The sequence below is a fragment of the Microbacterium oleivorans NBRC 103075 genome (assembly GCF_001552475.1).
Taxonomy (GTDB): domain Bacteria; phylum Actinomycetota; class Actinomycetes; order Actinomycetales; family Microbacteriaceae; genus Microbacterium; species Microbacterium oleivorans.
Map to the genome: position 1 here is coordinate 515,140 of NZ_BCRG01000001.1, position 24,522 is coordinate 539,661.

Genomic DNA, 24,522 nt, shown 5'->3' on the forward strand with positions numbered 1-24,522 from the left:
TGACGCGGGATGCCGATCAGGCCGGCCGCGTGAGCACCGCCCGGGCGGATGTCGAGCGGTGGCGCGTCACGGCGAGGATGCCGGCGCCGATGGCGAGGACCGTCCAGAGCACGAGGCCCACAGCGGCGGAAGCGCCGCCCCCGGCATCCGTCAGTGCGGCCAGCATCGCTGTGTAGGCGGGAGCCGTGGGGAGCAGGCCCGCGACGTCGAGCAGGGTTCCTGGCACCGTCGAGACGATTCCCGTGGCCAGCGCGAGGACGCCGACGAGTGCGGCGATCCAGCGACCGATGCCGCCGAACAGGGCGACGAGCGCGTGGTTGACGGCGGCGAACGCGACTCCCGCGAGTACGCACATCGCGGCGAAGAGCCACCAGGCGCCCATGTCGTAGCCCGCAGCGAGCTGGACGATGATCGCGACCAGGACGCCCTGCAGGGCGCCGATGAGCGCGCCCGGTGCGAGCGCTCGAAGCGCGAGGCTCGCCGAGGAGCGACGCGACGCGAGGGCTGTCCTCGGAACCGCGCGGAGCACCACGAACGAGGCGAGACCGCCGAACCACAGCGCGAGCGTCGCCAGGAGCGGCACGGCCGACGCGCCGAACAGAGCCGTCCCGGCGCCATCGGCGACGACCGGCTTCGCCACGATCGACGCGAGATCAGCGGCCTGTGTCTTCGTGTAGGTCGGTACCCCGTCGACGGCCTTGTCGAGGCCCGTCGCGAGATCGCCGGTGCCGTCGGCCAGCTTGTCGACGCCGGTCGAGAGGTCGCCCGCTCCGGTCGCCAGAGCGTCCACACCGCCGGCGAGCTTGTCGGTACCCTCGGCAGCGCTTCCTGCACCGACCGCGAAGGCCTGTGCTCCCGTGGCCAGCTGACCAGCGCCGGAGGAGAGTTGGTCAGCTCCGCCGGCCAGCTGGTCGGCGCCGTCGGCGAGCTTGCGCACGCCGGTGGCGGCCTGCCCCGCACCATCGGCGAGACCCGATGCGCCAGACGACAGCGCGCCGGCCCCGCCAGCGAGCTGGTCCGCACCGTCGGCGAGCTCGTTCATCCCACCTGCAAGCTTCTGCGCGGCGGCGGCGGAGGAACTGAGGCCCTTGTTGAGGTTCGGGCCGAAATTGGCGAGGGCGTCGAGGTCCTTCGCGAGTTGCTCCGAGTTGCTCACGGTCTTCTGCAGCTGGGGCAGGGCCTTGGTGGCCTGAGCCGAAGCATCTTTCAGCTGGTCGCACAGCTCGGCACCTGCCTGCGCGGGAACGCACGAGTCGGCGGCTGCAGAGAGCGCATCGACGACCGACGTCACGGCCTGGCTGTTCTGTTCACCGTCGGCGCTCAGAGCTTTGAGGCCGTCCACGAGGTCGGACGGGATCGCGGGGATCGCGGCAGTCTGCTCCGCGGCCTGCGCGAGGCCGTCCGCGAGCTGCTGCGTGCCCTCGGCGATCGGGCGAGCACCGGCGGACCATTCGTTGAGGCCGTTGGAGGTCGCGGCGGCGCCGCCCGCGAGCTTGTCGGCTCCGCCCGCGAGAGTGTCGATGCCGTCGGCTGCGGCGCCGGCGCCGTCGGCGAGCCGATGCGCTCCCGTCGCGAGGTCGGACGCACCGGTGGCGATGCCATCGGCTCCGGTCGCGATGCCGGCCGCGCCGGACTGCAGCTTGCGGATGCCGTCGGCCAGCGAGTAGCCGCCGTCGGACGCGGTCGATGCGCCGTCGGCGAGCTTCGCGGCGCCGTCGGCTGCGCCGTTCGCGCCGTCGGCGAGCTGGGTTGCTCCGTCAGCCGCCTTGCCCAGCTGCTCGTTAAGGGTCGTGAAGCCGAGGAACACGTTCTCGAGGTACCCGGTCGTGAGCCGCTCACCGAGCACGGATGCCGCGGTCGAGGTCACCTGCGACGTGATGGCGTCGTCGACGATGCGCGCGTCGGGCGACGCCTCGAGATCGATCGTCGCGCGCTCGGGAGTCTTGCCGGGAGCGGTGGAGGTCGCGGCCGCGGAGAAGTTCTTCGGGATCGTGACGATCGCGTCGTAGGTGCCGTCGGCGAGCCCTTCCTCCGCGTCCTCCGTGTTGGAGATCGTCCAGGTCAGGTTGCTGTCGAGGTCGTCGGAGCCCTTGACGAGGCCCGCCGTCAGCAGGCGACCGAGCGGAGTCGTCTGCCCGTTCACCTCGACCGGCTCGTCGTTGTTCACGATCGCCGTGTTGAGGGCGTCGAGTCGCTCGGTCGGGTTGTAGAGCGCGGCGACGAGGATGCCGCCGATGACGGCGGGCAACAGCAGGACGCCGAGGAGCGTGAGCCACGAGATGGGGCGCCGGGTCTGCGCGCGTTCGATGGGAAGAGTCATGAGGAGATCACCTGAGTGGGGGCGTCGGCTTCGAGAGGGGAGGATGCGGCGAGGCGCAGGAGGTCGGGCTTCGGACGGTACGCATCGGCGAGGATGCCGCGCGCCGCCTCGACGTCGCGGGCGGAGGCCACGATGGTCAGCTCACCGGCCTTCGCAGCGATGGTGTTCGCCGCATCGCGGAGGAGGGCTGCGGCCTGATCGCGGTCGGCGCCGGTGAGGGTGTCGAGTCCGATGATCACGACGAACGGGGTGCGACCCGCCAGAGCGCGCCGCAGGTCGGCGAGGGGTGCCTCGGCGCCGGAGAGCTCCGCCACCGAGACGTGGGCGCGGACCCACGCGGCACGACCGGGCAGGAGGTGTCCCGAGACCCGGAGAAGGCCGTCGCTGGGAGCTATGCGCCCCGCCACCGTGAGGAGGAAGGCCCGTGAGGCGTGCGGGTCGGGGGCGGTCACGAGGAGCGTGCCGCCCTCCGCCACACGGGCGGTCGCACCGGAGAAGACGACGATGTCACTGTCGGCCGACTCGGCTCGCACTTCGAGGTCGTCGGCAGCCAGCGCGCCCTTCCACTCGGGGTCGGGCCAGTCGGCGTGAGCTCGTTCGTGCTCGACGGCTTCGCCCTCGATGTCGACCTTGGGGAGGAGGCGCTCGAGCCAGCGCGGCATCCACCACGCCTTGTCGCCCAGCAGGGCCATGACCGCCGGGGTCAGGGTCATGCGGACGAGGAAGGCATCGACGGCGATGCCGACGGCGAGACCCAGCGCGATCGGTTTGATCGAACTGTCCCCCTCGGGGACGAATGCGGCGAACACCGCGAACATGATGACGGCAGCGGCGACGACGACGCGCGCCGAGGCGGTGAATCCGCTGCGGACGGCCGCGATCGCGGTCTCGCGATTCGCGCGTCCGCCTCGTGCGCGGACGGCGTGGACGAAGTCCTCACGCATGCGTGAGACCAGGAAGACCTCGTAGTCCATGGCGAGACCGAACAGCACCCCCATGAGGATGATCGGCATGAAGCTGATGACCGGGCCGGTGCGGGTGACGTGCAGGAGGTCGGCGAGCCAGCCCCACTCGAACACGGCGGCGACGGCGCCGAAGGCGGCGAGGATAGACAGCAAGTAGCCGAGTGTCGCCTTGAGCGGCACCCAGATCGAGCGGAAGACGACCATCAGGAGGATGAAGGAGAGCCCGACGACGAAGATGCCGAAGGGGAGGAGGGCGGCTCCCAAGCGGTCGGAGACGTCGATGCCGACAGCCGTGAAACCGGTCACCTTGAGGTCGACGCCGTACTTGTCCTCCCATTCGTCGTGGTGCGAACGCAGCTCACGGACGAGGTCGGCGGTCGCCGGGTCGTCGGGGGCGGTCGTCGGGACGATCTGGATGAGGCCCGTGTCGGCGGTCTCGTTCGGGGTGGCGAGGGCGACGCGCTTGACGCCAGGGATCTCCTCGACCTCCTTCTTCAGGTCCTCCATGAGCCCGAGCGGATCGGTCGAGGTGACGATCGTCCCGGTCATGACGAGCGGTCCGTTCGATCCGGCCCCGAAGTACTTCGCGTTGAGGTCGTAGGCCTGACGCGCCTGGCTCGACGGCGGCTGGACGCCCGCGTTCGGAAGTGCCAGGTGCAGGCTGGACGACGGGATGGCCATGATGCCGAGGCCGACGACGACGGCGACCGTCGCGATGATCGGATGCCGCGTCACGAGCATGACCCAACGGTTCGGGCGCATGGGCGCGACCGGGGCGGCGGTGCGCGGCTCGTCTGTGGCGGGTGCCTCGTCGTCGGAACCCTCGGCGTCCGCTGTCGAGCGGCGACGGCGGGTCGACACGCCTCGCTGCAGCATCCGTCCGCCCCAGCCGACGACGCGGCCCTTGGCGAAACCGAGGAGCGCGGGGGTGAGGCTGACGGCCACAGCGACGGCCACCGCCACGGCGACAGCGGCAGCGATGCCCATCGTCGAGAGGAACGGGATGCCGGCGATGCTGAGACCGACGAGTGCGATCATGACGGTCACGCCGGCGAACACCACGGCGGAGCCTGCCGTGCCGACGGCGCGGGCGGCGGATTCCTCCGGATCCATCCCGGCGCGGACCTGGTCTTGATGTCGGGAGACGATGAACAAGGCGTAGTCGATCCCGACCGCCAAGCCCAGCATGACGGCGAGCATCGGCGTGGTCGAGGAGATCGTGGTGACGGCGGTCGCGAGGAAGATGAGCGCGATCGCGAGCGCGACGCCGATGAGCGCGCTGACGAGCGGGAACCAGGCGACGGCGAACGAGCGGAACGTCACGATGAGGACGAACAGCGCGACGAGCACACCGACGACCTCGACGATGGACAGCGCCGGGATGGACGAGGCGAAGAGGTCGCCACCGAGGGCGGACTTCGCGCCGTCGGGGAGTTCCGCGCTGAAGGCCGCGGCGGCCTTCTCGACGGCATCCACGGTGTCCTTCGACACGTTTGCGGCGGTGCCCTCGAACTGCATCTGGACGAGCGCGGCCCGATCGTCGTCTGCGACGAGGCCGGTGACCATCTTGTCGAAGGGCGAGGTCGTCGACGTGACGCCGTCGATGTCGCCGAGGCGCGTGACGAGATCGTCGATCTCGCCGCGCAGCGGCTGGTCCTTGACGGAGTCGCCTTCCGGTGCGACGACGATGAGCTGGGCGCTCGCGCCACTCGCCTGCGGGAAGGTGCGGTTCAGGAGCTCGAGACCCTGCTGCGCCTCGGTGCCCGGGATCGCGAAGGCGTTGTCTGTGCCCTTCATGAACACGGCGACGCCGCCGCCCACGATTCCGAGCAGCAGGATCCACGCGATGAGCACGCGCCACGAGTGGCGGTAGGCCCATCGGCCGAGGGTGAAGAGGATGGTGGACACAGGCGCTCCTGGATCAGAGAAGGACGGATTCGATACAGCGCTGTATCCGATACATATGTGTATCGTAGACCCGCACGTAGGTCGCGAGCCTGAAGGGTGGGTGTGAGATGGCGCGAAGCCGTGAGAACACGAGGGCTCGACTGCTCCAGGCGGCGCACGAGGTGTTCGCAGAAGTCGGTTTGGATGCGGCATCCGTCGAGACCATCTGCGAGCGGGCCGGTTTCACCCGGGGGGCGTTCTACTCGAACTTCGAGTCGAAGGACGAACTCTTCCTCGCCCTCATCACGCAGCTGTCCGAGGACAAGCTCGACGAGGTCTCGGTGCGGGTGAAGAAGCTGTCAGGCTCCCGCGACGTGGTCGATCTGGTACGCCAGATCGCCAGCATGTCGCTCGCGGAGCGGATGGAGCCCCAGCTGCTCAGCGAGGTGCGGACCCAGGCGCTCCGCGACCCGCGTCTGGCTGAGGCGTTCCTCGCGTGGCGCGCGCAGATGCTGGGGCGCATCGAGACGATCGTCCGCGACGTGAGCGAGCTGCATGCTCTGCCGTTGCGGATGCCGGTGGCCGACGCCGCGGTGCTCCTCCTCGACATCTCCGAGCAGTGCAGCGTGCAGGCCGCCCTCGAGCGCTTGTCGGAGCGTCAGGCCAACCGCGCGATGCAGTCGCGGCTCGAACAGGTCGTGCCGCTCCTCGTCGGACCGGTCTGAGCCCCGTTCACGCGCTCGCGGCGAGCACTGCGTGGCAGCGCTCGAGCCGGGCCAGCCACCACTCCCCGCGCTCCGCCGGCGCGGCGTGCGCATCGAGGAATGCGCTGTCGACCGTCACCCGTCCGACGGGGAGTGAGCCGCCCTGCGGCCGCAGCGGGTCGCGGGTCACATCGGCGGCGAGGAGCGACGCCGTTCCGAGGCCGCAGTCGAAATCGAGCTCGGGGAGGGACGCCGCCAGGGCGACCCCCATCGCGAGCCCGACCGAGGTGTCGAGTGCGCTCGACACGATCGCGGGGAGGCCCGCTTCTGCGACGACGGACAGAGCCCGGCGCACTCCGCCCAGCGGCTGCGCCTTGATGACCAGGAGATCCGCCGCCCCCGCGCGGGCGACGGCGACGGGGTCGTCGGCCTTCCGGACGCTCTCGTCGGCCGCGATCGGGATGTCCATGTAACGGATCCGGGCGCGCAGCTCCGCGAGCTCCGCCACCGTCGCGCAGGGCTGTTCGACGTACTCCAGGTCGAACTCGGCGAAGGCGTGGATCGCGTGCTCGGCCTCATCGAGGTTCCATCCGCCGTTCGCATCGACGCGGATGCGGCCCTCCGGGCCCATCGCCTCGCGGACCGCGCGAACGCGCGCCACGTCATCGGCGAGCACCTGACCGGGTTCGGCGACCTTGATCTTGGCGGTCCGGCATCCGTCGAAGCGGGCGAGGACCTCGGCGACGGATGCCGCGGCCACGGCCGGCACCGTCGCGTTTACGGGGATCTCGCTCCGGAAGGCGGGCGGGGTCGGCTGCCAGCCGTACTCGATCGCCGCCGCCAGCCAGGTCGCCGACTCGATGTCGCCGTACTCGGTGAACGGCGAGAACTCCGTCCACCCCTCGGGGCCTTCCAACAGCAACGCCTCGCGGACGTCGATGCCGCGGAAGCGGGTGTGGAGGGGGAGTGACACCACGCGCGCCGTTGCGCGGAGGTCGGCGAGCGGTGGCAGGTGCATGACCCCATCCTGGCCCGCCACAGTCAGAGGCGGGTGTACCGGGCGCGGAAGAAGGCGTAGACGCCGTAGGCGATCCAGCCGACACCGATCAGGACGAGCAGGATCTTGCCGGCCGGGAGCTCGGCGAACGACCGCAGTGCACCGTCGAGTCCGGTCGACTTCTCGGGGTCGTTCGTCGCCGCTCCCACGAGAAAGAGCACTCCGACGCCGGCGAACGCGATGCCGCGTGCGACGTAGCCGATGGTGCCGAGGATGCGGACTCCCCGACCGGCCGTGCCCGACGGCATGTTCAGGTCGCGCTCGAAGCGGTGCGTCACGCCCTTGAACACCAGGTACGCGGCGATGCCGATCACGACGAGTCCGATCGCGACCACGACGAAGACGCCTCCGGAAGTCGAGAGGAGATCCGCCGTCAGGGAGCTGGTCGACCCCGACGAACTCGTGGAGCCGCCCGCGGCGAACGTTCCCGCACTGAACGCGATGACGAGGTAGACGACCCCCTTCGAGCCGTTCTTCACGATGTGCAGGGTGCGGTCCTTACCGGAGGAGGCGCTGCGGTCGAGGAAGGCGCTCAGGAGGTGCCACAGTCCCAGGGCCGCGAGCCCTACCGTTGCCGCCCACAGGAGGAAGACGCCCCCGGGAGCCGCCGCGAGCTGCGCCAGGGCGCCGGACTGATCAGCCTGCTCGCCACCGGACTGGCCCAGCGCGAGCGAGATCGCGATGACGCCGACGATGATGTGGACCACGCCGCTCGCCGCGAAGCCCGCCCGCGCGAGCACCTGGACTGCTCTGCTGTTCTTGGCGCCGTGTGCCGCGCTCTTGGCCGAAGAGGTCATCGCGCCAGCGTACTGATGACGCGGTCCGTCCGCCGGGGGCTTGCGCGGGCGGTACAGTGACGCGCGGGAGGGCGGATGACACCGACATTGCACGACGTCGCGCGGCTGGCCGGCGTGTCGATCAAGACGGTCTCGAACGTCATCAACGGGCATCCCCACGTGCGTCCGGCGACGCGCGAGACGGTGCAGCGTGCGGTCGCCGAGCTCGGGTACACCCCCAACCTCACGGCGCGGAACCTCCGAAGTGGACGGACCGGCGCGATCGCGCTCGCCGTGCCCGATCTCGCGCTCAGCTACTTCGCCGAGTTGGCAGGCATGGTCATCGCGCAGGCCGAGGAGCGCGGCGTCGTCGTCCTGGTCGAGCAGACCGGCGGTGAACCCGGCCGAGAGCGGGAGCTGCTGCGGAGTCCGCGGCTCGGGCTCACGGACGGCCTGATCCTCAGCCCTCTGGGGCTCGACGCGTCCGACCTGGCTGCGCGTTCGGCGGCGTATCCGACCGTTCTCCTCGGCGAGCGGGTGTTTGACGTGCCGCTCGACCACGTGACGATGCGCAACGCCGAGGCTGCTGAAGCCGCCACCGCACACCTGTTGACCGCGGGCCGGCGGCGCATCGCCGTGCTCGGCGCGCAGGACGGCGACGCCGACGGGGCGGCGGGGCTGCGATTGCAGGGGCACCGGACGGCCCTGGACGCCGCGGGCGTCGGGTTCGACCCCGAGCTGGTCGTCGCCACACGATTCTGGGACCGGTCCGGCGGTGCCGACGCCGTGCGCGATCTCGTCGCCCGCGGGGTGAGGTTCGACGCCGTCTTCGGGCTCAACGACACACTCGCGCTGGGAGCGATCCGCGCGTTGCAGGAGGCGGGACTGCGGGTGCCGCACGACGTCGCCGTGATCGGCTTCGACGATCTGGACGAGGCGCGGTACTCGATTCCTTCGCTGACGACGATCGACCCCGGTCGGCGCTGGATCGCGCAGACCGCGGTGGACACGCTCCTGGGGCGGATCTCCGACGCGACGGGCGACCCCGCACAGGTGCTGTCGGGTGAGTTCGCCTTACGGGTGCGGGAGTCGTCGCCCGGGGCATTTCAGCGCTGACCGCTGCCCAGCGCGGTGTGCGGCCGTGCGCGGATGCAAGGGATCCTGCGCGACATCCCGTACCACCGGCCGTCCCGCCGGCGTGTCGCCGCGGATACATTGCATCGGCCACCGCCCGCAGGGGAGCGCCGCGTCGCGGAGGTCTTGACGGCGCGGCATCCACCTCGCCATCATGATTTACAACGTTTACCTTTCTCGAACAAGGAAGCCCCAATGACCTCCGCACGCCTCACCGTCGACGCCGCATCCCCCATCGGGGAGGTCCGCCGCAAGATCTTCGGCGGTTTCGTCGAGCATCTCGGCCGCCACATCTACGACGGCATCCACGAGCCCACGCATGAGACGGCGGATGCCGAGGGGTTCCGCACGGACGTCATCGATCTCGTGAAGGAGCTCGGGGTCGACACGATCCGCTATCCCGGTGGCAACTTCGTGTCGGGCTTCCGCTGGGAGGATTCGGTCGGCCCCCTCGAGGAGCGGCCGCGCCGACTCGACCTCGCATGGCACTCGACCGAGACGAACGAGGTCGGCCTGCACGAGTTCTCGTCGTGGCTCGACAAGGTCGGCAGCGACCTGATGATGGCCGTGAACCTCGGCACGCGCGGAACGCTCGAGGCGATCGATCTGCTCGAGTACTGCAACATCGGCTCGGGCACGGCGCTCAGCGATCAGCGCGTCGCGAACGGTGCGGAGATGCCGTTCGATATTCGCATGTGGTGCCTCGGCAACGAGATGGATGGGCCGTGGCAACTCGGGCACCGCTCGGCGGAGGACTACGGCAAGCTCGCGTCCCGGACCGCGAAGGGGATGCGGCAGCTCGACCCGTCGATCCAGCTCGTCGTCTGCGGCTCGTCGGGTGCGACGATGCCGACGTTCGGCGAATGGGAGCGCGTCGTCCTCACGCACACCTACGAGGACGTCGACCTGATCTCGTGCCACGCGTACTACGAGGAGAAGGACGGCGACATCGACAGCTTCCTCGCCTCGGCCGTCGACATGGACCGCTTCATCGAGACGGTCGTCGCGACCGCCGACCACGTGGGTGCGGTGCAGCGGTCGTCGAAGAAGATCGACATCTCGTTCGACGAGTGGAATGTCTGGTACCTGTCGCGGTGGGAGAACGTCGAGAAGATCGACGGCATCGACAACTGGCCGGTCGCCCCGCGTCTGCTGGAGGACGTCTACTCCGTGGTGGATGCCGTCGTCTTCGGCAGCCTGATGATCTCGCTGCTGAAGCACGCCGACCGCGTGGCCAGCGCCTCGCTCGCGCAGCTCGTCAACGTGATCGCGCCGATCATGACCGAGCCGGGTGGGCCGGCATGGCGCCAGACCACGTTCTTCCCCTTCTCGCTGACGTCGCGCCTCGCGCAGGGGACCGCCCTGCGGGTACTGGTGGATGCCCCGTCGTACGAGACCGCCGTGTTCGGCGAGGTTCCGCTCGTCGACGCCGTCGCGACCCGCGACGACGAGTCCGGGCGGAGCTCGGTGTTCCTCGTGAACCGCAGCCGCACCGAGTCGATCGAGGTGACGGTCGACGTGTCCGGGCTGGGCGTGGCGTCGATCACCGAGACCCACACGCTGTCGGACGACGACGTGTACGCGAAGAACACGCTGGCCGATCGGGAGCGTGTGGCGCCGCGGGCGAACGAGTCCGCGCGCGTCGAGAACGGCACGCTGACGATCACGCTGCCGCCGGTGTCGTGGACGGCGGTCGCCCTCAGCTGACGCCCCGCAGGAGGCATCCGATCGTTCTGGCGAGACGGATGCCTCTGGTGCGACACTCTCGGATGAGGGGGTCGGCATGAAGCGTGCGCTGGTCATGGCGGTGTTGCTGGTCGCTGGAACGTTGACGGGATGCACGTCGCAATCGTGCGCGTCGTGGGTGGCGTACGAGTCCGACGAGGACCGCTCCCGTGATGCGGATCTCGTGGTGGTCGCGGACACCGTTGTGGCCGACGGCACCATGAGCATCTTGGGGTTCGACGCGAACGCTTATCGAGTGACGATCGGTGATGTCGAGAAGGGTGACGCCTCGGAGGGTGAGACGATCCGGGTGGGGTCGACGGCCGACAACTGCTCGGACAGACCCTACGGAGCCGGCGACCCGATGCTCGGCAGAAGCGCGCTGCGCATGTTCCTGGTCTCCGAGGGTGGGCAGTGGAGGACGCTCTCGCCCTTCGACGGCGTGCGGCCCGCGCCGTGAGGTTCGTCTTCCACCAGTGCGTCCCGCTCGTGGGTGACCTGCTCGTCCCGGCATCCGATCTGGCGGAGATCGACCCTGACGGGTACGCGCGGGCGATGGCGAAGTGCGACGACACCCCGGAGCGGCAACATCTCAGGAACACGGCGATCCCGGGCACGGGCCGCACGTGGACCGAGGTCGTCTTTCTGAGTCCGGTGCATCCGCATGCGATCTGGCGGGCCTGGCGCGAGGTGCGCGGCAAGGATCTCCCTCGTGTGGAGTTCTGGGCGATCCCCGCGGCGGACCTGCCGGTAAGAACGGTGGTTCTCGACCGCAGCGTGTCTGCCGTCGGTGACCCGATCGACGCGTCGGAGGTTGCGCCCTTCGACGCGGCGTCGTTCACGACGGCGATCGAGGTACCCGCGGTGAACCGGGTGTGGCTCGAGGAGATGGCGCGTCGCGGTGTGAGCGGAGCCTGGTTCCACGGCATCCCGCATGTTCTGGCGCCAGGCGCGGTTCCGCTCGGGAATGCGCGCGTGATCGGCTGGGAAGAGCCGGTCTGACGACGCTCCTCACCCCCCGCGTATCCCCACACCAGATGGTCACCTCGCCGGCCGATCTAGAAGGGCGGCGGCGGGGTTGGATCCGGCCTGAAGTACGGTCCGCGTCTCGGCGGTGGCATGGCCACGTCCGGATCCGGCGGCGGATCGAGGTGTGAGATGAAGCGCGCCGCGCGAGCCGGTCGGTCGGTGTATGTGCGGCCGGTCGGGCTGGTCCAGCGCAGCACGCCCGCCTGCGTCTGGACGACACTCCACGCGGACGCGTGCTTCAGCACATGATGGCGTCGGCAGAGGTGCGCCAGATTGTCGGGTCGCGTGGCACCGCCGTGCGCGGCATCGACGGTGTGGTCGATGTCGGAGCGCCACACCGGGAGGCGGCATCCGACGAATCGGCAGTGCTCGTCCCGCGCGCGAAGGAAGCGGCGCAGCCGCTCGGACGGCCGGTAGCGGTCGACGGCGAGGACGGTGCCTTCGACCGGGTGCGTCATGACGCGATCCCAGCCCGAGGCCGCGCCCGCCAGGCGCAGAGCGTCATCGAGGGGAACCGGCCCGTAACCGGCGAGCACGCAGGGCTCGGTCGAGCCTGCGACGGCCGTCATGACAGGAACCGTCACTTGGACGTGGCCTGTGATGCCGGCCAGACCGTCCCCATGAGCGACGGGATCTGCGCCGAGGAGAAGATCGGTCAAGACGTCGGCGCGCAGTTCGTCGAGTGAGCGCGAATCGGCTGCGGCGTCACCACCCGCATCCCGCACGGCACGCGCCATCGCCCCCAGACGATCGACGATCCCGTGCGCCTCGACCGCTGGCAGATCCGCGATCAGCCGCGCCATGCCGTCTGCGCTGTTAGCCACGATCACGCGCCGCGCAACTCTCGCGCGGGCATGGCGGTCGGCGAGCGACGCAGGATGCGCGCGCTCGGCGAGGGCGACGGCGATCGGCCGCAACCGCGTGGCCGTCGTCTCTTTCGCCTGTGCGAGCACGCGCCGCTCGAACCACGCTCGCGCGTCGTCGTCGAACAGCCCGGCGGATGCGTCGACGATCACCGAAACGTGCCGCCGGTCGATCGCCCCCTCCTGCCACGCCGCGAGGGTTGCCGGCAGAAGCGTGGACAAGGATGCCGCGGCATCCATTCGCGCCTGCACTGTGCGATCGCCGATGCGGGTCGCTGCGCCCAGCTGCGCGGCCAGATCGCGCGCGGCGAGGTCGGATCCGTGCGAGGTGGTTCCTTGCGCGTCGAGGGACCTCACCCAGGCGTGCGCCTCGGCGAGGAGAGCGACCTCAGCGGCCTCTGCCACGGCAATCCGGCGCCTGGCCGCGAGGGCTCGCTCAACGAACCGTTCCGCCCTGCGGAGGTCGTCGATCGCGGATCCTGACATGCCTCGATCATGGCACCGACCTCAGACATTGATTCGAAACTGCGTCTCGATTGTGGAGAACAAATGTTCTAGCCTGAGTGTCATGGAAGCCCGGGCATTCGAACACGATCTGACGCTGTGGTTCGTCGACGACGTGCCTGCGCGCATGTTCTTCGGTGGTCGCCGGTGGAGCGTGACCGACACCCCCACTCGCCTCGGGCCAGCGACGTGGCCGTCGCCACCCGAGCCGGTTGCACACGCCTGGCGGTTCCAGGCGACCGACCGATCCGGTGTCTCGTTCGTCTTCGACGTCTACGACGACGGTGACCACTGGCATGTCCACCGTGCGTACTCCTGAGCTCACCGAAGGTACGCATCCACCATGAGCTCTCCGCGGATGCCGCGCAGCGCGTCGACGATCGTGGGAACGGTCCGCGATCCGGCTGACCGCACCACCACGTCGTTCGGTCCCAGCGCCTCGAGCCCGCCCGTTCGCACCCGCACGACCTCCCACCCCGCCGCGCGCAACAGTGCGTCCTTGCGCCGGTCGGATGCCTCCCGCTTGCCCACGTGTTCCAGTCCGTGGCGGCCGGGGGTGTCGTACTCCACAGCCACGCGTAGTTCGGGCAGCAGGATGTCGGGCCACACCTCCCGGTGTCGGAAGAGGGGGCGCCCGACCCGGACCGCGGTCATCCCCTCCGTGAAGAGGAGCGCGGCGGTGAGGTCTGCGCGCAGGCGCGCTTCTGCCGCGGATGCCGGGCGGGGAGCGCACTCGCTCGTGAACGGCTCGCCGACGGGAAGGTTCGGCGTCTTCTCGCAGATCGAGGAGGCCGCACGCTTCTTCACGGATGCCGGGCCCGGCGCCACCGGCATCCGCACAGCCTTCGCCTGCACCACCGCCGCGAGGACGGCCGCCGAATCGAGGCGCTCGACGACCTTCACGGGGCGAGGCGCCGCGAGAGCGGAACACTCCGGGCACCACGCCGACCGCCGCCGCACGCGGCCCGGTCGCTCCCGCTGCTCTGTCGGCGTCGCGGCGAATCTGTGACCGGCCGAACACTCCCAACACAGCAGCACGTCGGCGGCCGGAGGGACTTGCGACAGGACGATGCCCTCGTTGAGGTCCGGGTGGTACTGCCGGACGAGCTCCGGATAGGCGGCCCACGTGGACCGGTAAGTCCCGACGGCGTAGGGGACATCGGTGCCGCGCGAGAACTGTCGCCGCTCCCACCACCACCGCACCGGTTCCGCCACGGTGCCGACGGTAGAGGCGGGTTCGGACACGGCATACTGCGAGGATGCGTCCACTTCGACTCGTGCTCGTGCTCATCGCCTCGATCGCGCTGACGGGCTGCGTCTCCACGGCGAGCCTTGAGTCACGGCAGACCCCGATGCTCGACGCTCAGCGGCCACCAGCGGAGCAGGCCGAGGCGGTGACCGACCCGCCGCCCTGCGCGGAGTGGGCCGGTGACCTGACAGAGGTTGTGTCACTCGAAGAGGTGCTCGAGGTGATCGAGGGCGTCGATCCGATGGCGGGCTGGTCGGCGAGCGGTGATGACAGGGTGAGGGGCGACGGCGCGTGCGCCCCGGTCTCCAGCCAACCCGTCGGCACCGTCGAGGCGTGTGCGGCACCGACCGCACCGCTCGACGATGTGACGCGGGCATTGTCTGGCGCCTCCGTCGATTACATGTTCGCTGGGGGAGCGCAGCGTCAGATTGCGGGCTGGGTCAGCGGTCGCACGAGCGGCGAGGAGTCGATCGTCCTCGGGATGCTGGCATGGCGGTTCGCGACGCCATCAGAGGCGCGGGACGCGCCTATCCTCGACGCTCTCGCCGCCTGCCCTGAAGCTCAGACCGGTGACGACGGTCGGGTGCGGGTATTCGAGGGCGCGGAGCCCGCGGTCGTCGCGTCGGTGAAGGGACGGGACGTCTTCGTCGTGCGCAGCGCACGCCCCGTCACCCCCGAAGGCGAGAATGCGGGGCTGACCTCCACGGCATCGACGCTCTTGCCCACCGCACCGGTGGTCGCAGCCGAGGAATGGTGGCGGACTCAGGCGGCTACCGCGTTGCACGGCCAGCCGCGCGAGCCCTGAGCTCGCAGACTGAGCCCGCTCAGACGACCTGTCGTCCGCACATCCCGCAGACGCCTGCGGCGGAGACCTCGACGAAGCAGTCCGGGCACATCGCCCGCACCACGTCGAGCGAGGGGCCGGGGCGCTTGGGTGCGACGGTCCGCTCGGGGCGCGCCTTCGGAGCCGCGCCGCGCGCCCGACCGGGGCTCGCGACCGAAGCCGGGGGTGGCGGCGGCGTCTTCGGGCTGTGCTCGGCGCAGTAGTAGCGCACGAATCCGGCGTGGTTGTTCGGATGCCGGTGCTTGACGGCCCACAGTTCGGTCCGCTCCCGCGGCTCACTGCCCGCGGGGCAGCTCACGCATCGTGTCGGCTCACCGGGCACGGCCTCGGCGGCGAGGACGGGTACCTCGAACGGAAGAGCGTCCCGCCAGTCGGATGATCTCGTGATCTTCATGCGGGGGTCCCTCCGCGGCGCTCGTTTCGGGGTGAGAGCCGCCCTACAAGCTTCGCACGATCGGAACGCCCGTGGGGCCCGCGCGTAGGCTGGCCCGGTGACCGTCTCCGAGCTCTTCGACCCGTCGGAGTGGACCGAGGCGCCCGGCGCCCAGGGCTACACCGACATCACCGCGCACGTCTCGAACGATGGGCGGATCGCCCGCATCGCGTTCGACCGTCCCGAGGTGCGGAACGCCTTCCGCCCGCACACCGTCGACGAGTTGTATCGCGCTCTCGACATCGCGCGGCAGGATCCGAAGATCGGCGTCGTCCTGCTGACGGGTAACGGTCCGAGCGCGAAGGACGGCGGATGGGCCTTCTGCTCGGGCGGCGATCAGCGCATCCGCGGACGCGACGGCTACAAGTACTCCGACGACGAGACAGCGGTGCACGATCCGGCTCGCGCGGGGCGTCTCCACATCCTCGAGGTGCAGCGGCTCATCCGCTTCATGCCGAAGGTCGTCATCGCCGTTATCCCCGGGTGGGCGGCGGGCGGCGGGCACTCTCTCCACATCGTCTGCGACCTCTCGATCGCCAGCGCTGAGCATGGAAAGTTCAAGCAGACCGACGCTGACGTCGGTTCGTTCGACGCCGGATACGGTTCGGCGTACATGGCACGTCAGGTCGGTCAGAAGGTCGCTCGCGAGGTCTTCTTCCTGGCGGAGGAGTATTCCGCGCAGCGGGCGTACGAGATGGGCGCTGTCAACCGTGTCGTCCCGCACGCAGACCTCGAGCGCGAGGCCATCTCGATGGCGCGGACGATCCTCGGCAAGTCGCCGACCGCCATCCGCATGCTGAAGTTCGCGTTCAACGCGGTCGATGACGGCATGGTGGGCCAGCAGGTGTTCGCCGGCGAAGCGACCCGTCTCGCGTACGGCACCGATGAGGCCGTGGAGGGGCGCGACGCCTTCCTCGAGAAGCGCGACCCCGACTGGGCTCCATACCCGTACCACTTCTGAGATTCGCGCATGCGACTGAGCCGACTCGATTCCGCCGATCCGCGTGACGTCCTTCGTGCGCTCCGCGGCGCCGTCCTCGGCGCGGGACCCGCGGTCGCCCTCGGCGCCCCCGAAGGCGTGCCTGACGACGTCCCCGCAGGTACCGCGGTCGTCGTCACGACGAGCGGGTCGACCGGCTACCCGAAGTCCGTCGCCCTCAGCCGCTCGGCCCTGACCTCGTCCGCGCTCGCGACAGCGGAGCGGATCGGGAGCGGGTCGTGGCTCCTCGCCCTCCCGGCCACCTACGTCGCCGGTGTGCAGGTGATGGTCCGGGCCCTTGTCGCCGGTCGTGACCCTGCGATCCTGAGCGGCTCGTTCACGCCGCAGACGTTCACCGCCGCGGCCTCGGCGATGGCGGCCAGCGAGGCCGGTCACCGCATCCCGACCTACACGTCCCTGGTTCCTGCTCAAGTGCAGACCCTCGTCGACGCGGGGGAGTCGGATGCCGCCGTCGCCCGCGCGCTCGCATCGTTCGAGGCGGTACTCGTCGGCGGCCAGGCGCTTCCTCCTGCGCTCGCCGACCGCGCCGCCGCACTCGGCGCCCGCATCGTCCGCACCTACGGCTCGACGGAGACCAGCGGCGGCTGCGTCTACGACGGCCGCCCGCTCGAAGGCGTGCGGCTGCGCATCGAGGACGGCGAGGTCCAGATCGGCGGCCCGATGATCGCCGACGGCTACCTCGGCGATCCCGCGCGCACCGCCGAGGCCTTCGTCCGCGACCAGGACGGATCCCGTTGGTACCGCACGGGCGACGTCGGCTCGTTCGACGAGGGGATGCTGCGCGTCACCGGCCGCCGCGACAACGTCATCGTGACGGGCGGCGTGAACGTCTCCCTCGACCGGGTCGAACGAGTGGTGCGGACGGTCGAGGGACTCACCGGTGCGGTCGTCGTGCCGACCACGGATGAGCGGTGGGGCGCGGCATCCGTCGTCGTCCTGTCGCGCCCCGCGCTCGCCGGACGCAGCGAGGCGGACCTGCTGGCCGAGCTGCGGCTCGCAGTGAAGAACGAGATCGGCGCGCCGGCGCGCCCGCGTGAACTGCTCGTGCTCGAGGAGGTGCCGCTGACCTCCAGCGGCAAACCCGATCGAGCGCTCCTGCGGTCGCTCCTCGCGGACGAGGACGGGCTGGCGCCGCGCGGGGAATAGGATCACTGCTCGTGGCAGCATCCCGGAAGACCCCCCGAAAGCCCGCTCCGAAGCGCACCGCGCCGCGTGGCAACCCCGCGAAGGCGCGCGTCTCGTCGGCTCCGTCGAAGCCCGCTCCCGTGACGGCACGCGACTGGATCGGTGCAGCCCGGCTTCGCACGCTGCCGCTCGCGATCAGCCCGATCATCGTCGGTACGGGCGCCGCGATCGCCGTCGGCGGCGGCTTCCACTGGGTGCTCGCCCTCTGCTGCCTCGTGGTCGCCGTCTCACTGCAGATCGCCGTCAACTTCGCGAACGACTACAGCGACGGCATCCGCGGCACCGATGATCACCGTGTGGGTCCGGCACGGCTCACCGCGTCGGGCCGGGTCACCCCTCGAGCCGTGCTGTTCGCCGCGCTTCTGTTCTTCGCGATCGCCGCGATCGTCGGGATCGCCGTGGTCATCCGCACGCAGCACTGGTGGCTGCTCGCGGTCGGTGCCGTGTGCATCGTCGCCGCATGGTTCTACACCGGCGGAAAACGCCCCTATGGCTACTTCGGGCTCGGCGAGCTCTTCGTCTTCGTCTTCTTCGGGCCGGTCGCCACGATCGGGACGACGTTCGTGCAGGTCGGCTCGGCGCCGCAGGAGTCGTGGATCCCTTCGATCGGCGTCGGCGCGCTCGCGTGCGGTGTGCTCATCACCAACAACCTCCGCGACATCGACCAGGATCGCATCGCCGGCAAGCGCACCCTGACGGTCCTCGTCGGCAAGCGCGTCTCGCAGGTGCTGTTCACCGTGTTCATGCTGGTGCCGTTCGCGACCGTGTTCGTCCTCGCGCCGTTCTATCCGATCGCGTGGCTGTCGCTGCTCGTGCTGCTCGTGACCCTGTCGGCGACGCTCATCGTGTGGACGTACCGCACCCCGCGCGAGCTGCTCGTCGCCCTGCAGCTCAGCTCGTTGGCATCGCTCGCCTGGAGCGCGTTCATCCTCTGGGCGTACGTCGCCGTCTGACGCTCAGCGAGCGGTGTCGTCGGATGCCGGTTGCCCGGGCGTCGTGCCCGCGGCGTCCGTGTCGTTCTCCTCACGGAAGGCGTCCTCGACCGCTTCGTCACTGTCGTTCTGTCGGCGTGCGGCGCGGCGCTCCGCCATGCCGATCGACACGTCGTCGAGGGGGCGGCGGAGGAACAGCATCGACAGACTGAGCCCGATGAGCGCGGCGAAGATCGCGGCGAGCCAGTACTGCTCGCGCAGCACCGGGAAGAGCATCATGATCCCGAACGGGACGAAGAAGGCGAGCAGCCGCAGCAGCGCGTAAACAAGGGCGGACCGGGCACGCATATGGCCATTCTACGGGCGTCCGCCTGAGCGGCTGCCCTGCCGCCTCGGGGAGCACGAGCGCGCCTAGGATGGAGGAATGGCGCGCTTCTACCTTGTTCTGGCGCTGCTGCTGACCGCGTTCTGGGTCTACAGCATCGTCGACTGCGCGCTGCAGCCGCCGACCCGGCATCGCGGCGTCAGCAAGCCCATCTGGCTTCTCATCGTCGTGCTTCTGCCCGTCGTGGGGGCCGTCCTCTGGTTCGTCATCGGTCGTGCTCGGGCATCGTCTCAGCGCGTCGTGTTCCGAGCTCCCGACGACGACCCCGACTTCCTCGGTCGCATCGGCACCTCGAGCGACCAGGACGAGCGCATCCGTCGTCTCGAGGAAGAACTCGCCGCGCTCGACTCGGAAGCCCCCGATCCGCGTGACACTCCCGCGGATCCGCCGACCGACGACGACACCGACGAGCAGTCGCGCGGCTCGCGCTCCTGACATGGCGACGGACGGACCCGGCCGGGCGCCCGCGACCGATGCGGCGGCTGCGCTCCTGACCCGCCTAGTCGAGCGTGGGCTTCGGCACGTCGTGCTCTCGCCAGGGTCGCGCTCGCAGGCGCTCGCCCTCGTGGCCGCCGAGCTCGAGGATCGCGGCCTGATCCGACTGCACGTGCGCATCGACGAGCGCGTGGCCGGGTTCACTGCACTCGGGATCGGCCGCGAAGACCGGATGCCGGCGGCCGTTATCTGCACGTCGGGCACCGCGGTCGCGAACTTCCTCCCCGCGGTCCTCGAAGCCCACCACTCGGGGGTGCCGCTCCTGCTCCTCACCGCCGACCGTCCTCCGGAGCTCCGCGGCATCGGCGCCAACCAGGCGACGCGTCAGCCCGGGATGTTCTCCGGTTTCGTCCGCCACGAAGCCGACCTCCCCGTCGCCGAGGCGCTCGCCGCCGCCGTCGACGCCGATGAGGTCGCCCCGTTCCGAGCCGCCGCCGACGAGGGCTGGGATGCCGCAACGGGGGTCGGATCCCGCGTCGCCGGACCCGTGCACCTCAACGTGCCTTCCCGCGAGCCGCTTGCCGGCGAGCTGCCCGCGTGGCTGCCGTCCGCCGCCGCCGTCGTCGCGGCATCCGAGGCGCCGGGCGTCGATGCCGAGTCGGTCGATGTGGAATCGATCGAAGCGGATTGGGGCGCTCACTATCAAGGCGGCGGCGGTGTGGGCGCTGCCATCGAGGTCGTCGAGGCAGAGCCGGTCGCCCTGGAGGCCGGGCCACGCACGGTGGTCGTCGCCGGTGCGGACGCGGGAGCGGATGCCGAGCAGCTCGCGCACGAGGGCGGCTTTCCGCTCATCGCCGAGATCGTCAGCGGTGCCCGTTTCGGACGGCACCTGGTGCACGGCTATCGCCGGCTCCTGTCCGACCCGGAACTCGGTGGCGGCATCGAGCGCGTCGTCGTCTTCGGGCACCCGACCCTCAGCCGCGAGGTCGCACGGTTGCTCAGCCGAAGCGAAATCGAGGTCCTGGCCGTCCGCGGGCCAGGCGAGCAGCTGAACCTGAACGGCACGACGGTCGCCGTCGACGGCGTGACCGCGCCGCACCGCGGAGACCGCGACTGGCTCGGGGCGTGGATGCGCGCGTCACGCGATCAGGTCGTCGACCTCAGCCCGGCGGCGCCCGACGCCGACGCGCTGTCGTCCGCGGTCCCCGCCGAACGGCTCGGAGCGATCTCCGCCGAGCTGGGCGCCATTCGTGCTCCCGTCGATCGGGCAGGTCTCGTCGACGCGCTGTGGCGCGCGAGCTGGCCCCACGACCGGCTGGTGTTCGGGTCGTCCCGGCTGGTGCGGGTGGCCGACGAACTGCTGAGCGGCAAGAAGGTGCCCGTGCACGCCAACCGGGGGCTCGCGGGAATCGACGGCACCATCGCAACGGGTCTCGGCATCGCCGCGGCCTCGCAACACGGCACCGCGCCAGGTGTCACCCGGGTCCTGCTCGGCGATCTCGCTTTCCTGCACGATGTCGGCGCTCTGCTGCACTCGGCGGCCGAGCCCGAGCCGCGAATCCAGGTCGTCGTCGGCAACGACGGCGGCGGCACGATCTTCGATGGTCTCGAGGTCGCCGGGGTCGCGGGTTCGCACGCGTTCGACCGGGTGCAGTACACCCCGCAGACGGCGCGGATCGAAGAGCTCGCCCGGGCCTACGGGTGGGAGTATCAGCGCATCACGACGCGCGGCGCGCTGGATCAGGCGCTGACGTCCCCGGCCGGTGGGCGCCAGATCATCGAAGTCCCGCTGACGCGATAGTGCGGCATCCGCAAGACCGTCGCGCGGACGTTCGCGGCACGGCAGGATGAGCCGCATGACTGACGCTCACTGGACTGATTCGCCGTCGACGCTGCTGCGGGTCGGGCCCGGATTCCGCCTCGCCGATGTGGACCCGGCAGCCACTCCCGGGTACGGCGGCGGCAAGAAGGCCGGCCAGGCCGACCTCTCCGCGGCCGCGGAAGAGTTCGATCAGCTGCAGGAGCGGCTCTACGCGCAGAGCCGGACGCAGCCGGATTCGCCGTCGGTCCTCCTCGTGCTGCAGGCGATGGACTCCGCGGGCAAGGGCGGCATCGTCCGTCACGTGATCGGGGCGACCGACCCGCAGGGCGTGCACCTGAAAGCGTTCAAGAAGCCGACGGCTGAAGAGCTGACCCACGACTTCTTGTGGCGGATCGAGAAGGAGGTGCCGGGTGCCGGGTACATCGGCGTCTTCGATCGGTCGCACTATGAGGACGTCCTGATCGGACGGGTGCGCCAGCTCGCCCCCGCGGACGAGATCGAGCGACGCTACGGCGCGATCGTCGACTTCGAGCAGCGTCTGACGGAGCGTGGCGTGCACATCGTGAAGGTCATGCTGCACATCTCGGGCGACGAGCAGAAGGCGCGGCTGAGTGAACGTCTCGACCGCCCCGACAAGCACTGGAAGTACAACCCCGGCGACGTCGACGAGCGCGAGCTCTGGCCGGCGTACATGGGCGCGTACCAGGCGCTGTTCGAGCGAACGTCAACCGACCAGGCGCCCTGGTTCGTCGTGCCCGCGAACCACAAGTGGTACGCCCGACTGGCGGTGCAGGCGCTCCTTCTCGACGTGCTGAAGCGCATCGATCCGCAGTGGCCGGTCGCCGACTTCGACGTCGAGGCCGAGAAGGCGCGGCTCGCGGCGACCTGAGTCGATCAGCGGAGGGCGGACCGGATGGCGCGGATGACGGCATCCGGTCGTTCCACCGGGACGAAGTGCCCGCACCCCTCGACGACGTTCAACCGCGCGTCCGTGAAGTGCTGAGCGAGGTTGTCGGCCCATTCGAGCGGGAACAGGGGGTCGCGGTCGGGCCACAGCATGGTCGTCGGCACGGTGATCGGTCCGGTTTCAGCCGCGTAGCCGCGGTTCGCGACGTACCACTGCAGGCTCGCGGCGAACGCCCCCGGCCGTGCGTAGGCCGCGACGATCTGATCGAGGTGCGGGGGAGGAGCGGCATCCGCTCGCCATTCGTGCCAGAGGTACGTCAGGTATGCGCGAACGGCGCGCTCGTCGCCGTCGATGAGCTCTGCCGCGATCGGTTCGCGGTGGAAGTGCTGGTACCAGAACACTGAGGCGAGGGCGGGGGATGCCGCCCGGTCGCCGATTCCGGGATACGCGGGCGTCAGCACCGCGCCGTCGAACCGGTCGGGGTCCGTCTGCAGCGCCGCCTGCGCGATCCGGCTGCCGATGTCGTAACCGGCGATGACCACGCCGCCGCCGATGCCCGCGTCGTCGAGGCTTGCGAGCATACGGTCTGCGTGCGATTGGGCTGTGGATGCCTCTACCGGAACGACTCCGTCGAACGCGGCGCCCATTCCTCGCAGGTCCGGGACGATCACGCGCACGTCCGGGAGTCCGGCCAGGACGGCGTCGTAATCGGCCGGGAGTCCGGGCCAGCCGTGCAGAAGGACCACCGTCATGCCTCGAGGCTAGCGTCGGCCCGGAACTGGTGACACATGTCACGGCAGGTGGTGACGTCTGAGACTGTCGCTTCCGGTGCCCGGCTGGTCGGCTGAGGGGGTGAAGAAGTCTGTCGAGAAAGCCCTCGTGATCACCCTTGTCGTGGTGCTCGGCCTCCCTGCGTTCGGCCTGATGGCCACGGCCGGTGTGAACGCCGTCGCGACGAGCATCGAAGCCTCGGAGATCGCGTCGTACGGGCAGAAGGTCCGAGTCGGCGATCGTGAGCTCAATGTGGTCATCAGCGGCGATCACGCGGACACCGTGGTGCTGCTGCCGGGCCTCGGGACGGCCGCACCGGGGCTCGATTTCGCGCCGCTCATCGATGAGCTCGACGACACGTACCGCGTGATCGCGGTGGAGCCGTTCGGAACAGGGTTGAGCGATCAGACCGACGCGCCGCGGACCACGGCCAACATCGTCGCGGAGGTCCACGAGGCGCTCGCCCAGCTCGGCGTCGCGCGGTATGCGCTCGCCGCCCACTCGATCTCGGGGCTCTACGCACTGACGTACGTCGAGGAGTTCCGCGACGAGGTGTCGGCCTTCGTCGGGATCGACAGCAGCGTTCCCGGGCAGCCCGGCGGCGAGGAGCCGATCCCGATTGACCTGATCGCGACCCTGAACGACCTGGGAATCACGCGTGCCATCCGAGCGGTGTCGCCCGATCCCTACGCGGGGACGCCGTTCACCGCCGAGACGAAACGGCAGATGGGGCTGCTGGCCACAAAGAATTCCGCGGCGTCGACGATGGTCGACGAGATGGCCCACGCGGCCGACAACTTCCGGGATGCCGCCGGTCGATCATTCCCCGTGGATCTGCCCGTGCTGCTCTTCGTGCGCCTCGACGACACCGACGTCGAGGGGTGGGTCGGCCTGCACCGGGAGCAGGCCGCCTCGGTGACCCACGGCATCCTCGTGGAGATGCACGGCGATCACTACCTGCACTACGCGAACTCGCCGCAGATCGCTCGGGACATGGACTCCTTCCTCGCCGAGGTCGACCGACGCTGACGCGGGGAACTGGGTAGTGTGCGGCGGGGGACCGTGCCACGCCGTGGCCGGGGAGGGATGACATGTTCTCGCAACGCCGGGCGCTCGTCGCGTGGATCGTGGTGGCGGGACTCATCGCCGCGACGCTGCTCGTCGTGCTGGCGTCGGCCATGATCACCGCGACCGTCCTCGTGGATCAGGTTCCCGGAGGCGATGCCGGTCTTGCCACGACCCCCGAGCTCGACGGCGCCTACCGCGCCATGACGTGGTCGTTCGTGGCGCTCCTCGCGGTCACCGCTATCGGTGTGAGCGTGCCGTTCGTCGCCCGGCGCCGCGGTGAGCAGCGCACGCAGGGGTCGCCTCAACTACCCCGCTGACGGCGGCGGACGTCTGACCGTGACGGCATGCACTGCGCCTATGTCGTGCGCGGCCGGGTCGAAGGGAATCGATCGCCGACGTCGAGGCCGGGACGCCGCGGCTCGCCGTCATGTGGGCGCGCTCGCTCAGAACGGTGCGGGTTCTGACAGCGGCGGTGGGTCGGCAGGGGTGAACGCGACGGCCGGTGTGGGTGCGTCTTCGCGGTAGAT

24 protein-coding genes are annotated in these 24,522 nt (G+C 70.1%); 15 read left to right on the forward strand and 9 right to left on the reverse strand.

All coding sequences use genetic code 11. The annotated features are described in order from the left end of the window. Nucleotides 1-16 precede the first annotated feature (16 nt). Nucleotides 17-2,320: a YhgE/Pip domain-containing protein gene (locus MO1_RS02380; RefSeq protein ID WP_060915115.1), complete on the reverse strand. Its 2,304-nt coding sequence runs from the start codon at nt 2,318-2,320 to the stop codon at nt 17-19. Continuing rightward, complete coding sequence (locus MO1_RS02385; RefSeq protein ID WP_036310186.1) at nt 2,317-5,193, reverse strand: MMPL family transporter; 2,877 nt, start codon at nt 5,191-5,193, stop codon at nt 2,317-2,319. The genes MO1_RS02380 and MO1_RS02385 overlap by 4 nt, the downstream gene beginning before the upstream one ends. Before the next feature lie 107 nt (nt 5,194-5,300). On the opposite strand from MO1_RS02385, the gene MO1_RS02390 reads away from it, so the two are divergent. Continuing rightward, nucleotides 5,301-5,897, forward strand: a complete 597-nt coding sequence (locus MO1_RS02390; protein WP_036310185.1) for a TetR/AcrR family transcriptional regulator — start codon at nt 5,301-5,303, stop codon at nt 5,895-5,897. A 7-nt stretch (nt 5,898-5,904) separates the two neighbouring features. Here the strand turns inward: MO1_RS02390 and MO1_RS02395 are convergent, their stop codons facing one another. Next, a complete protein-coding gene (locus MO1_RS02395; RefSeq protein WP_060915116.1) occupies nt 5,905-6,894 on the reverse strand; it encodes an o-succinylbenzoate synthase in 990 nt (329 codons plus the stop codon). Between the two features lie 23 nt (nt 6,895-6,917). Then, nucleotides 6,918-7,730 (reverse strand): DUF1206 domain-containing protein, encoded by an 813-nt coding sequence (locus tag MO1_RS02400; RefSeq protein WP_060915117.1) that lies wholly within the window; start codon nt 7,728-7,730, stop codon nt 6,918-6,920. Nucleotides 7,731-7,805: 75 nt separating this feature from the next. On the opposite strand from MO1_RS02400, the gene MO1_RS02405 reads away from it, so the two are divergent. The 4 genes from MO1_RS02405 to MO1_RS02420 all read left to right on the forward strand — a co-directional run bounded on the left by MO1_RS02405 (nt 7,806) and on the right by MO1_RS02420 (nt 11,570). Next, a complete protein-coding gene (locus MO1_RS02405; RefSeq protein ID WP_036310182.1) occupies nt 7,806-8,825 on the forward strand; it encodes a LacI family DNA-binding transcriptional regulator in 1,020 nt (339 codons plus the stop codon). Nucleotides 8,826-9,038: 213 nt separating this feature from the next. Further along, a complete protein-coding gene (gene arfA, locus MO1_RS02410; RefSeq protein WP_060915118.1) occupies nt 9,039-10,550 on the forward strand; it encodes an arabinosylfuranosidase ArfA in 1,512 nt (503 codons plus the stop codon). A 94-nt stretch (nt 10,551-10,644) separates the two neighbouring features. Further along, nucleotides 10,645-11,028, forward strand: a complete 384-nt coding sequence (locus MO1_RS02415) for a hypothetical protein (RefSeq protein ID WP_255209204.1) — start codon at nt 10,645-10,647, stop codon at nt 11,026-11,028. Further along, nucleotides 10,983-11,570 (forward strand): alpha-amylase family protein, encoded by a 588-nt coding sequence (locus MO1_RS02420; RefSeq protein WP_255209205.1) that lies wholly within the window; start codon nt 10,983-10,985, stop codon nt 11,568-11,570. Before MO1_RS02415 ends, MO1_RS02420 begins: the two co-directional genes overlap by 46 nt. 56 nt (nt 11,571-11,626) lie before the next feature. On the opposite strand, the gene MO1_RS02425 is transcribed toward MO1_RS02420, so the two are convergent. Then, a complete protein-coding gene (locus MO1_RS02425; RefSeq protein WP_060915119.1) occupies nt 11,627-12,946 on the reverse strand; it encodes an HNH endonuclease in 1,320 nt (439 codons plus the stop codon). Between the two features lie 82 nt (nt 12,947-13,028). Between MO1_RS02425 and MO1_RS02430 the strand changes: the two genes are divergently transcribed. Continuing rightward, nucleotides 13,029-13,283 (forward strand): hypothetical protein, encoded by a 255-nt coding sequence (locus MO1_RS02430; protein ID WP_036310177.1) that lies wholly within the window; start codon nt 13,029-13,031, stop codon nt 13,281-13,283. A 2-nt stretch (nt 13,284-13,285) separates the two neighbouring features. On the opposite strand, the gene MO1_RS02435 is transcribed toward MO1_RS02430, so the two are convergent. After that, nucleotides 13,286-14,179 (reverse strand): zinc-ribbon domain-containing protein, encoded by an 894-nt coding sequence (locus tag MO1_RS02435; RefSeq protein ID WP_060915147.1) that lies wholly within the window; start codon nt 14,177-14,179, stop codon nt 13,286-13,288. 44 nt (nt 14,180-14,223) lie between these two features. Here MO1_RS02435 and MO1_RS02440 point away from each other — a divergent pair, with 44 nt between their 5' ends. Next, nucleotides 14,224-15,018: a hypothetical protein gene (locus MO1_RS02440; protein ID WP_157526339.1), complete on the forward strand. Its 795-nt coding sequence runs from the start codon at nt 14,224-14,226 to the stop codon at nt 15,016-15,018. 19 nt (nt 15,019-15,037) lie between these two features. On the opposite strand, the gene MO1_RS02445 is transcribed toward MO1_RS02440, so the two are convergent. Beyond that, entirely contained in the window at nt 15,038-15,451 is a 414-nt protein-coding gene (locus MO1_RS02445) for a hypothetical protein (protein ID WP_060915121.1), read from the reverse strand. Nucleotides 15,452-15,548: 97 nt separating this feature from the next. Between MO1_RS02445 and MO1_RS02450 the strand changes: the two genes are divergently transcribed. Genes MO1_RS02450 through MO1_RS02460 form a run of 3 tightly spaced genes read left to right on the forward strand, consistent with a single transcriptional unit; the run spans nt 15,549 to nt 18,628 of the window. After that, nucleotides 15,549-16,451: a 1,4-dihydroxy-2-naphthoyl-CoA synthase gene (locus MO1_RS02450; protein ID WP_036310172.1), complete on the forward strand. Its 903-nt coding sequence runs from the start codon at nt 15,549-15,551 to the stop codon at nt 16,449-16,451. A gap of 9 nt (nt 16,452-16,460) precedes the next feature. Continuing rightward, nucleotides 16,461-17,636 (forward strand): AMP-binding protein, encoded by a 1,176-nt coding sequence (locus MO1_RS02455; protein WP_060915122.1) that lies wholly within the window; start codon nt 16,461-16,463, stop codon nt 17,634-17,636. A gap of 11 nt (nt 17,637-17,647) precedes the next feature. Next, complete coding sequence (locus MO1_RS02460; RefSeq protein ID WP_060915123.1) at nt 17,648-18,628, forward strand: 1,4-dihydroxy-2-naphthoate polyprenyltransferase; 981 nt, start codon at nt 17,648-17,650, stop codon at nt 18,626-18,628. A 3-nt stretch (nt 18,629-18,631) separates the two neighbouring features. Here the strand turns inward: MO1_RS02460 and MO1_RS02465 are convergent, their stop codons facing one another. After that, complete coding sequence (locus MO1_RS02465; protein WP_036310165.1) at nt 18,632-18,955, reverse strand: DUF4229 domain-containing protein; 324 nt, start codon at nt 18,953-18,955, stop codon at nt 18,632-18,634. A 76-nt stretch (nt 18,956-19,031) separates the two neighbouring features. Here MO1_RS02465 and MO1_RS02470 point away from each other — a divergent pair, with 76 nt between their 5' ends. From MO1_RS02470 to MO1_RS02480, 3 genes are read left to right on the forward strand one after another with little or no spacing between them, the layout of a single operon-like run. Continuing rightward, nucleotides 19,032-19,427: a PLDc N-terminal domain-containing protein gene (locus MO1_RS02470; protein WP_036310163.1), complete on the forward strand. Its 396-nt coding sequence runs from the start codon at nt 19,032-19,034 to the stop codon at nt 19,425-19,427. Between the two features lies 1 nt (nt 19,428). Beyond that, nucleotides 19,429-21,228 (forward strand): 2-succinyl-5-enolpyruvyl-6-hydroxy-3-cyclohexene-1-carboxylic-acid synthase, encoded by a 1,800-nt coding sequence (gene menD / locus MO1_RS02475; RefSeq protein WP_060915124.1) that lies wholly within the window; start codon nt 19,429-19,431, stop codon nt 21,226-21,228. A 55-nt stretch (nt 21,229-21,283) separates the two neighbouring features. Continuing rightward, complete coding sequence (locus MO1_RS02480; protein WP_082724353.1) at nt 21,284-22,138, forward strand: polyphosphate kinase 2 family protein; 855 nt, start codon at nt 21,284-21,286, stop codon at nt 22,136-22,138. A 5-nt stretch (nt 22,139-22,143) separates the two neighbouring features. Here the strand turns inward: MO1_RS02480 and MO1_RS02485 are convergent, their stop codons facing one another. After that, entirely contained in the window at nt 22,144-22,908 is a 765-nt protein-coding gene (locus tag MO1_RS02485; protein ID WP_060915126.1) for an alpha/beta fold hydrolase, read from the reverse strand. A 100-nt stretch (nt 22,909-23,008) separates the two neighbouring features. On the opposite strand from MO1_RS02485, the gene MO1_RS02490 reads away from it, so the two are divergent. After that, complete coding sequence (locus tag MO1_RS02490; protein ID WP_060915127.1) at nt 23,009-23,956, forward strand: alpha/beta fold hydrolase; 948 nt, start codon at nt 23,009-23,011, stop codon at nt 23,954-23,956. 62 nt (nt 23,957-24,018) lie between these two features. Then, nucleotides 24,019-24,312, forward strand: a complete 294-nt coding sequence (locus tag MO1_RS02495) for a hypothetical protein (protein WP_036310155.1) — start codon at nt 24,019-24,021, stop codon at nt 24,310-24,312. Nucleotides 24,313-24,522 lie beyond the last annotated feature (210 nt).

Bases quoted from the DNA above. Each gene is read 5' to 3' on its own strand.
- MO1_RS02400 (WP_060915117.1), bottom strand. From the start codon at position 7,730: ATGACCTCTTCGGCCAAGAGCGCGGCACACGGCGCCAAGAACAGCAGA.
- MO1_RS02425 (WP_060915119.1), bottom strand. From the start codon at position 12,946: ATGTCAGGATCCGCGATCGACGACCTCCGCAGGGCGGAACGGTTCGTT.
- MO1_RS02390 (WP_036310185.1), top strand. From the start codon at position 5,301: ATGGCGCGAAGCCGTGAGAACACGAGGGCTCGACTGCTCCAGGCGGCG.
- MO1_RS02480 (WP_082724353.1), top strand. From the start codon at position 21,284: ATGACTGACGCTCACTGGACTGATTCGCCGTCGACGCTGCTGCGGGTC.
- arfA (WP_060915118.1), top strand. From the start codon at position 9,039: ATGACCTCCGCACGCCTCACCGTCGACGCCGCATCCCCCATCGGGGAG.
- MO1_RS02415 (WP_255209204.1), top strand. From the start codon at position 10,645: ATGGCGGTGTTGCTGGTCGCTGGAACGTTGACGGGATGCACGTCGCAA.
- MO1_RS02395 (WP_060915116.1), bottom strand. From the start codon at position 6,894: ATGCACCTGCCACCGCTCGCCGACCTCCGCGCAACGGCGCGCGTGGTG.
- MO1_RS02380 (WP_060915115.1), bottom strand. From the start codon at position 2,320: ATGACTCTTCCCATCGAACGCGCGCAGACCCGGCGCCCCATCTCGTGG.
- MO1_RS02430 (WP_036310177.1), top strand. From the start codon at position 13,029: ATGGAAGCCCGGGCATTCGAACACGATCTGACGCTGTGGTTCGTCGAC.
- MO1_RS02495 (WP_036310155.1), top strand. From the start codon at position 24,019: ATGTTCTCGCAACGCCGGGCGCTCGTCGCGTGGATCGTGGTGGCGGGA.
- MO1_RS02465 (WP_036310165.1), bottom strand. From the start codon at position 18,955: ATGCGTGCCCGGTCCGCCCTTGTTTACGCGCTGCTGCGGCTGCTCGCC.
- MO1_RS02455 (WP_060915122.1), top strand. From the start codon at position 16,461: ATGCGACTGAGCCGACTCGATTCCGCCGATCCGCGTGACGTCCTTCGT.
- MO1_RS02445 (WP_060915121.1), bottom strand. From the start codon at position 15,451: ATGAAGATCACGAGATCATCCGACTGGCGGGACGCTCTTCCGTTCGAG.
- MO1_RS02405 (WP_036310182.1), top strand. From the start codon at position 7,806: ATGACACCGACATTGCACGACGTCGCGCGGCTGGCCGGCGTGTCGATC.
- MO1_RS02485 (WP_060915126.1), bottom strand. From the start codon at position 22,908: ATGACGGTGGTCCTTCTGCACGGCTGGCCCGGACTCCCGGCCGATTAC.
- MO1_RS02470 (WP_036310163.1), top strand. From the start codon at position 19,032: ATGGCGCGCTTCTACCTTGTTCTGGCGCTGCTGCTGACCGCGTTCTGG.
- MO1_RS02440 (WP_157526339.1), top strand. From the start codon at position 14,224: ATGCGTCCACTTCGACTCGTGCTCGTGCTCATCGCCTCGATCGCGCTG.
- menD (WP_060915124.1), top strand. From the start codon at position 19,429: ATGGCGACGGACGGACCCGGCCGGGCGCCCGCGACCGATGCGGCGGCT.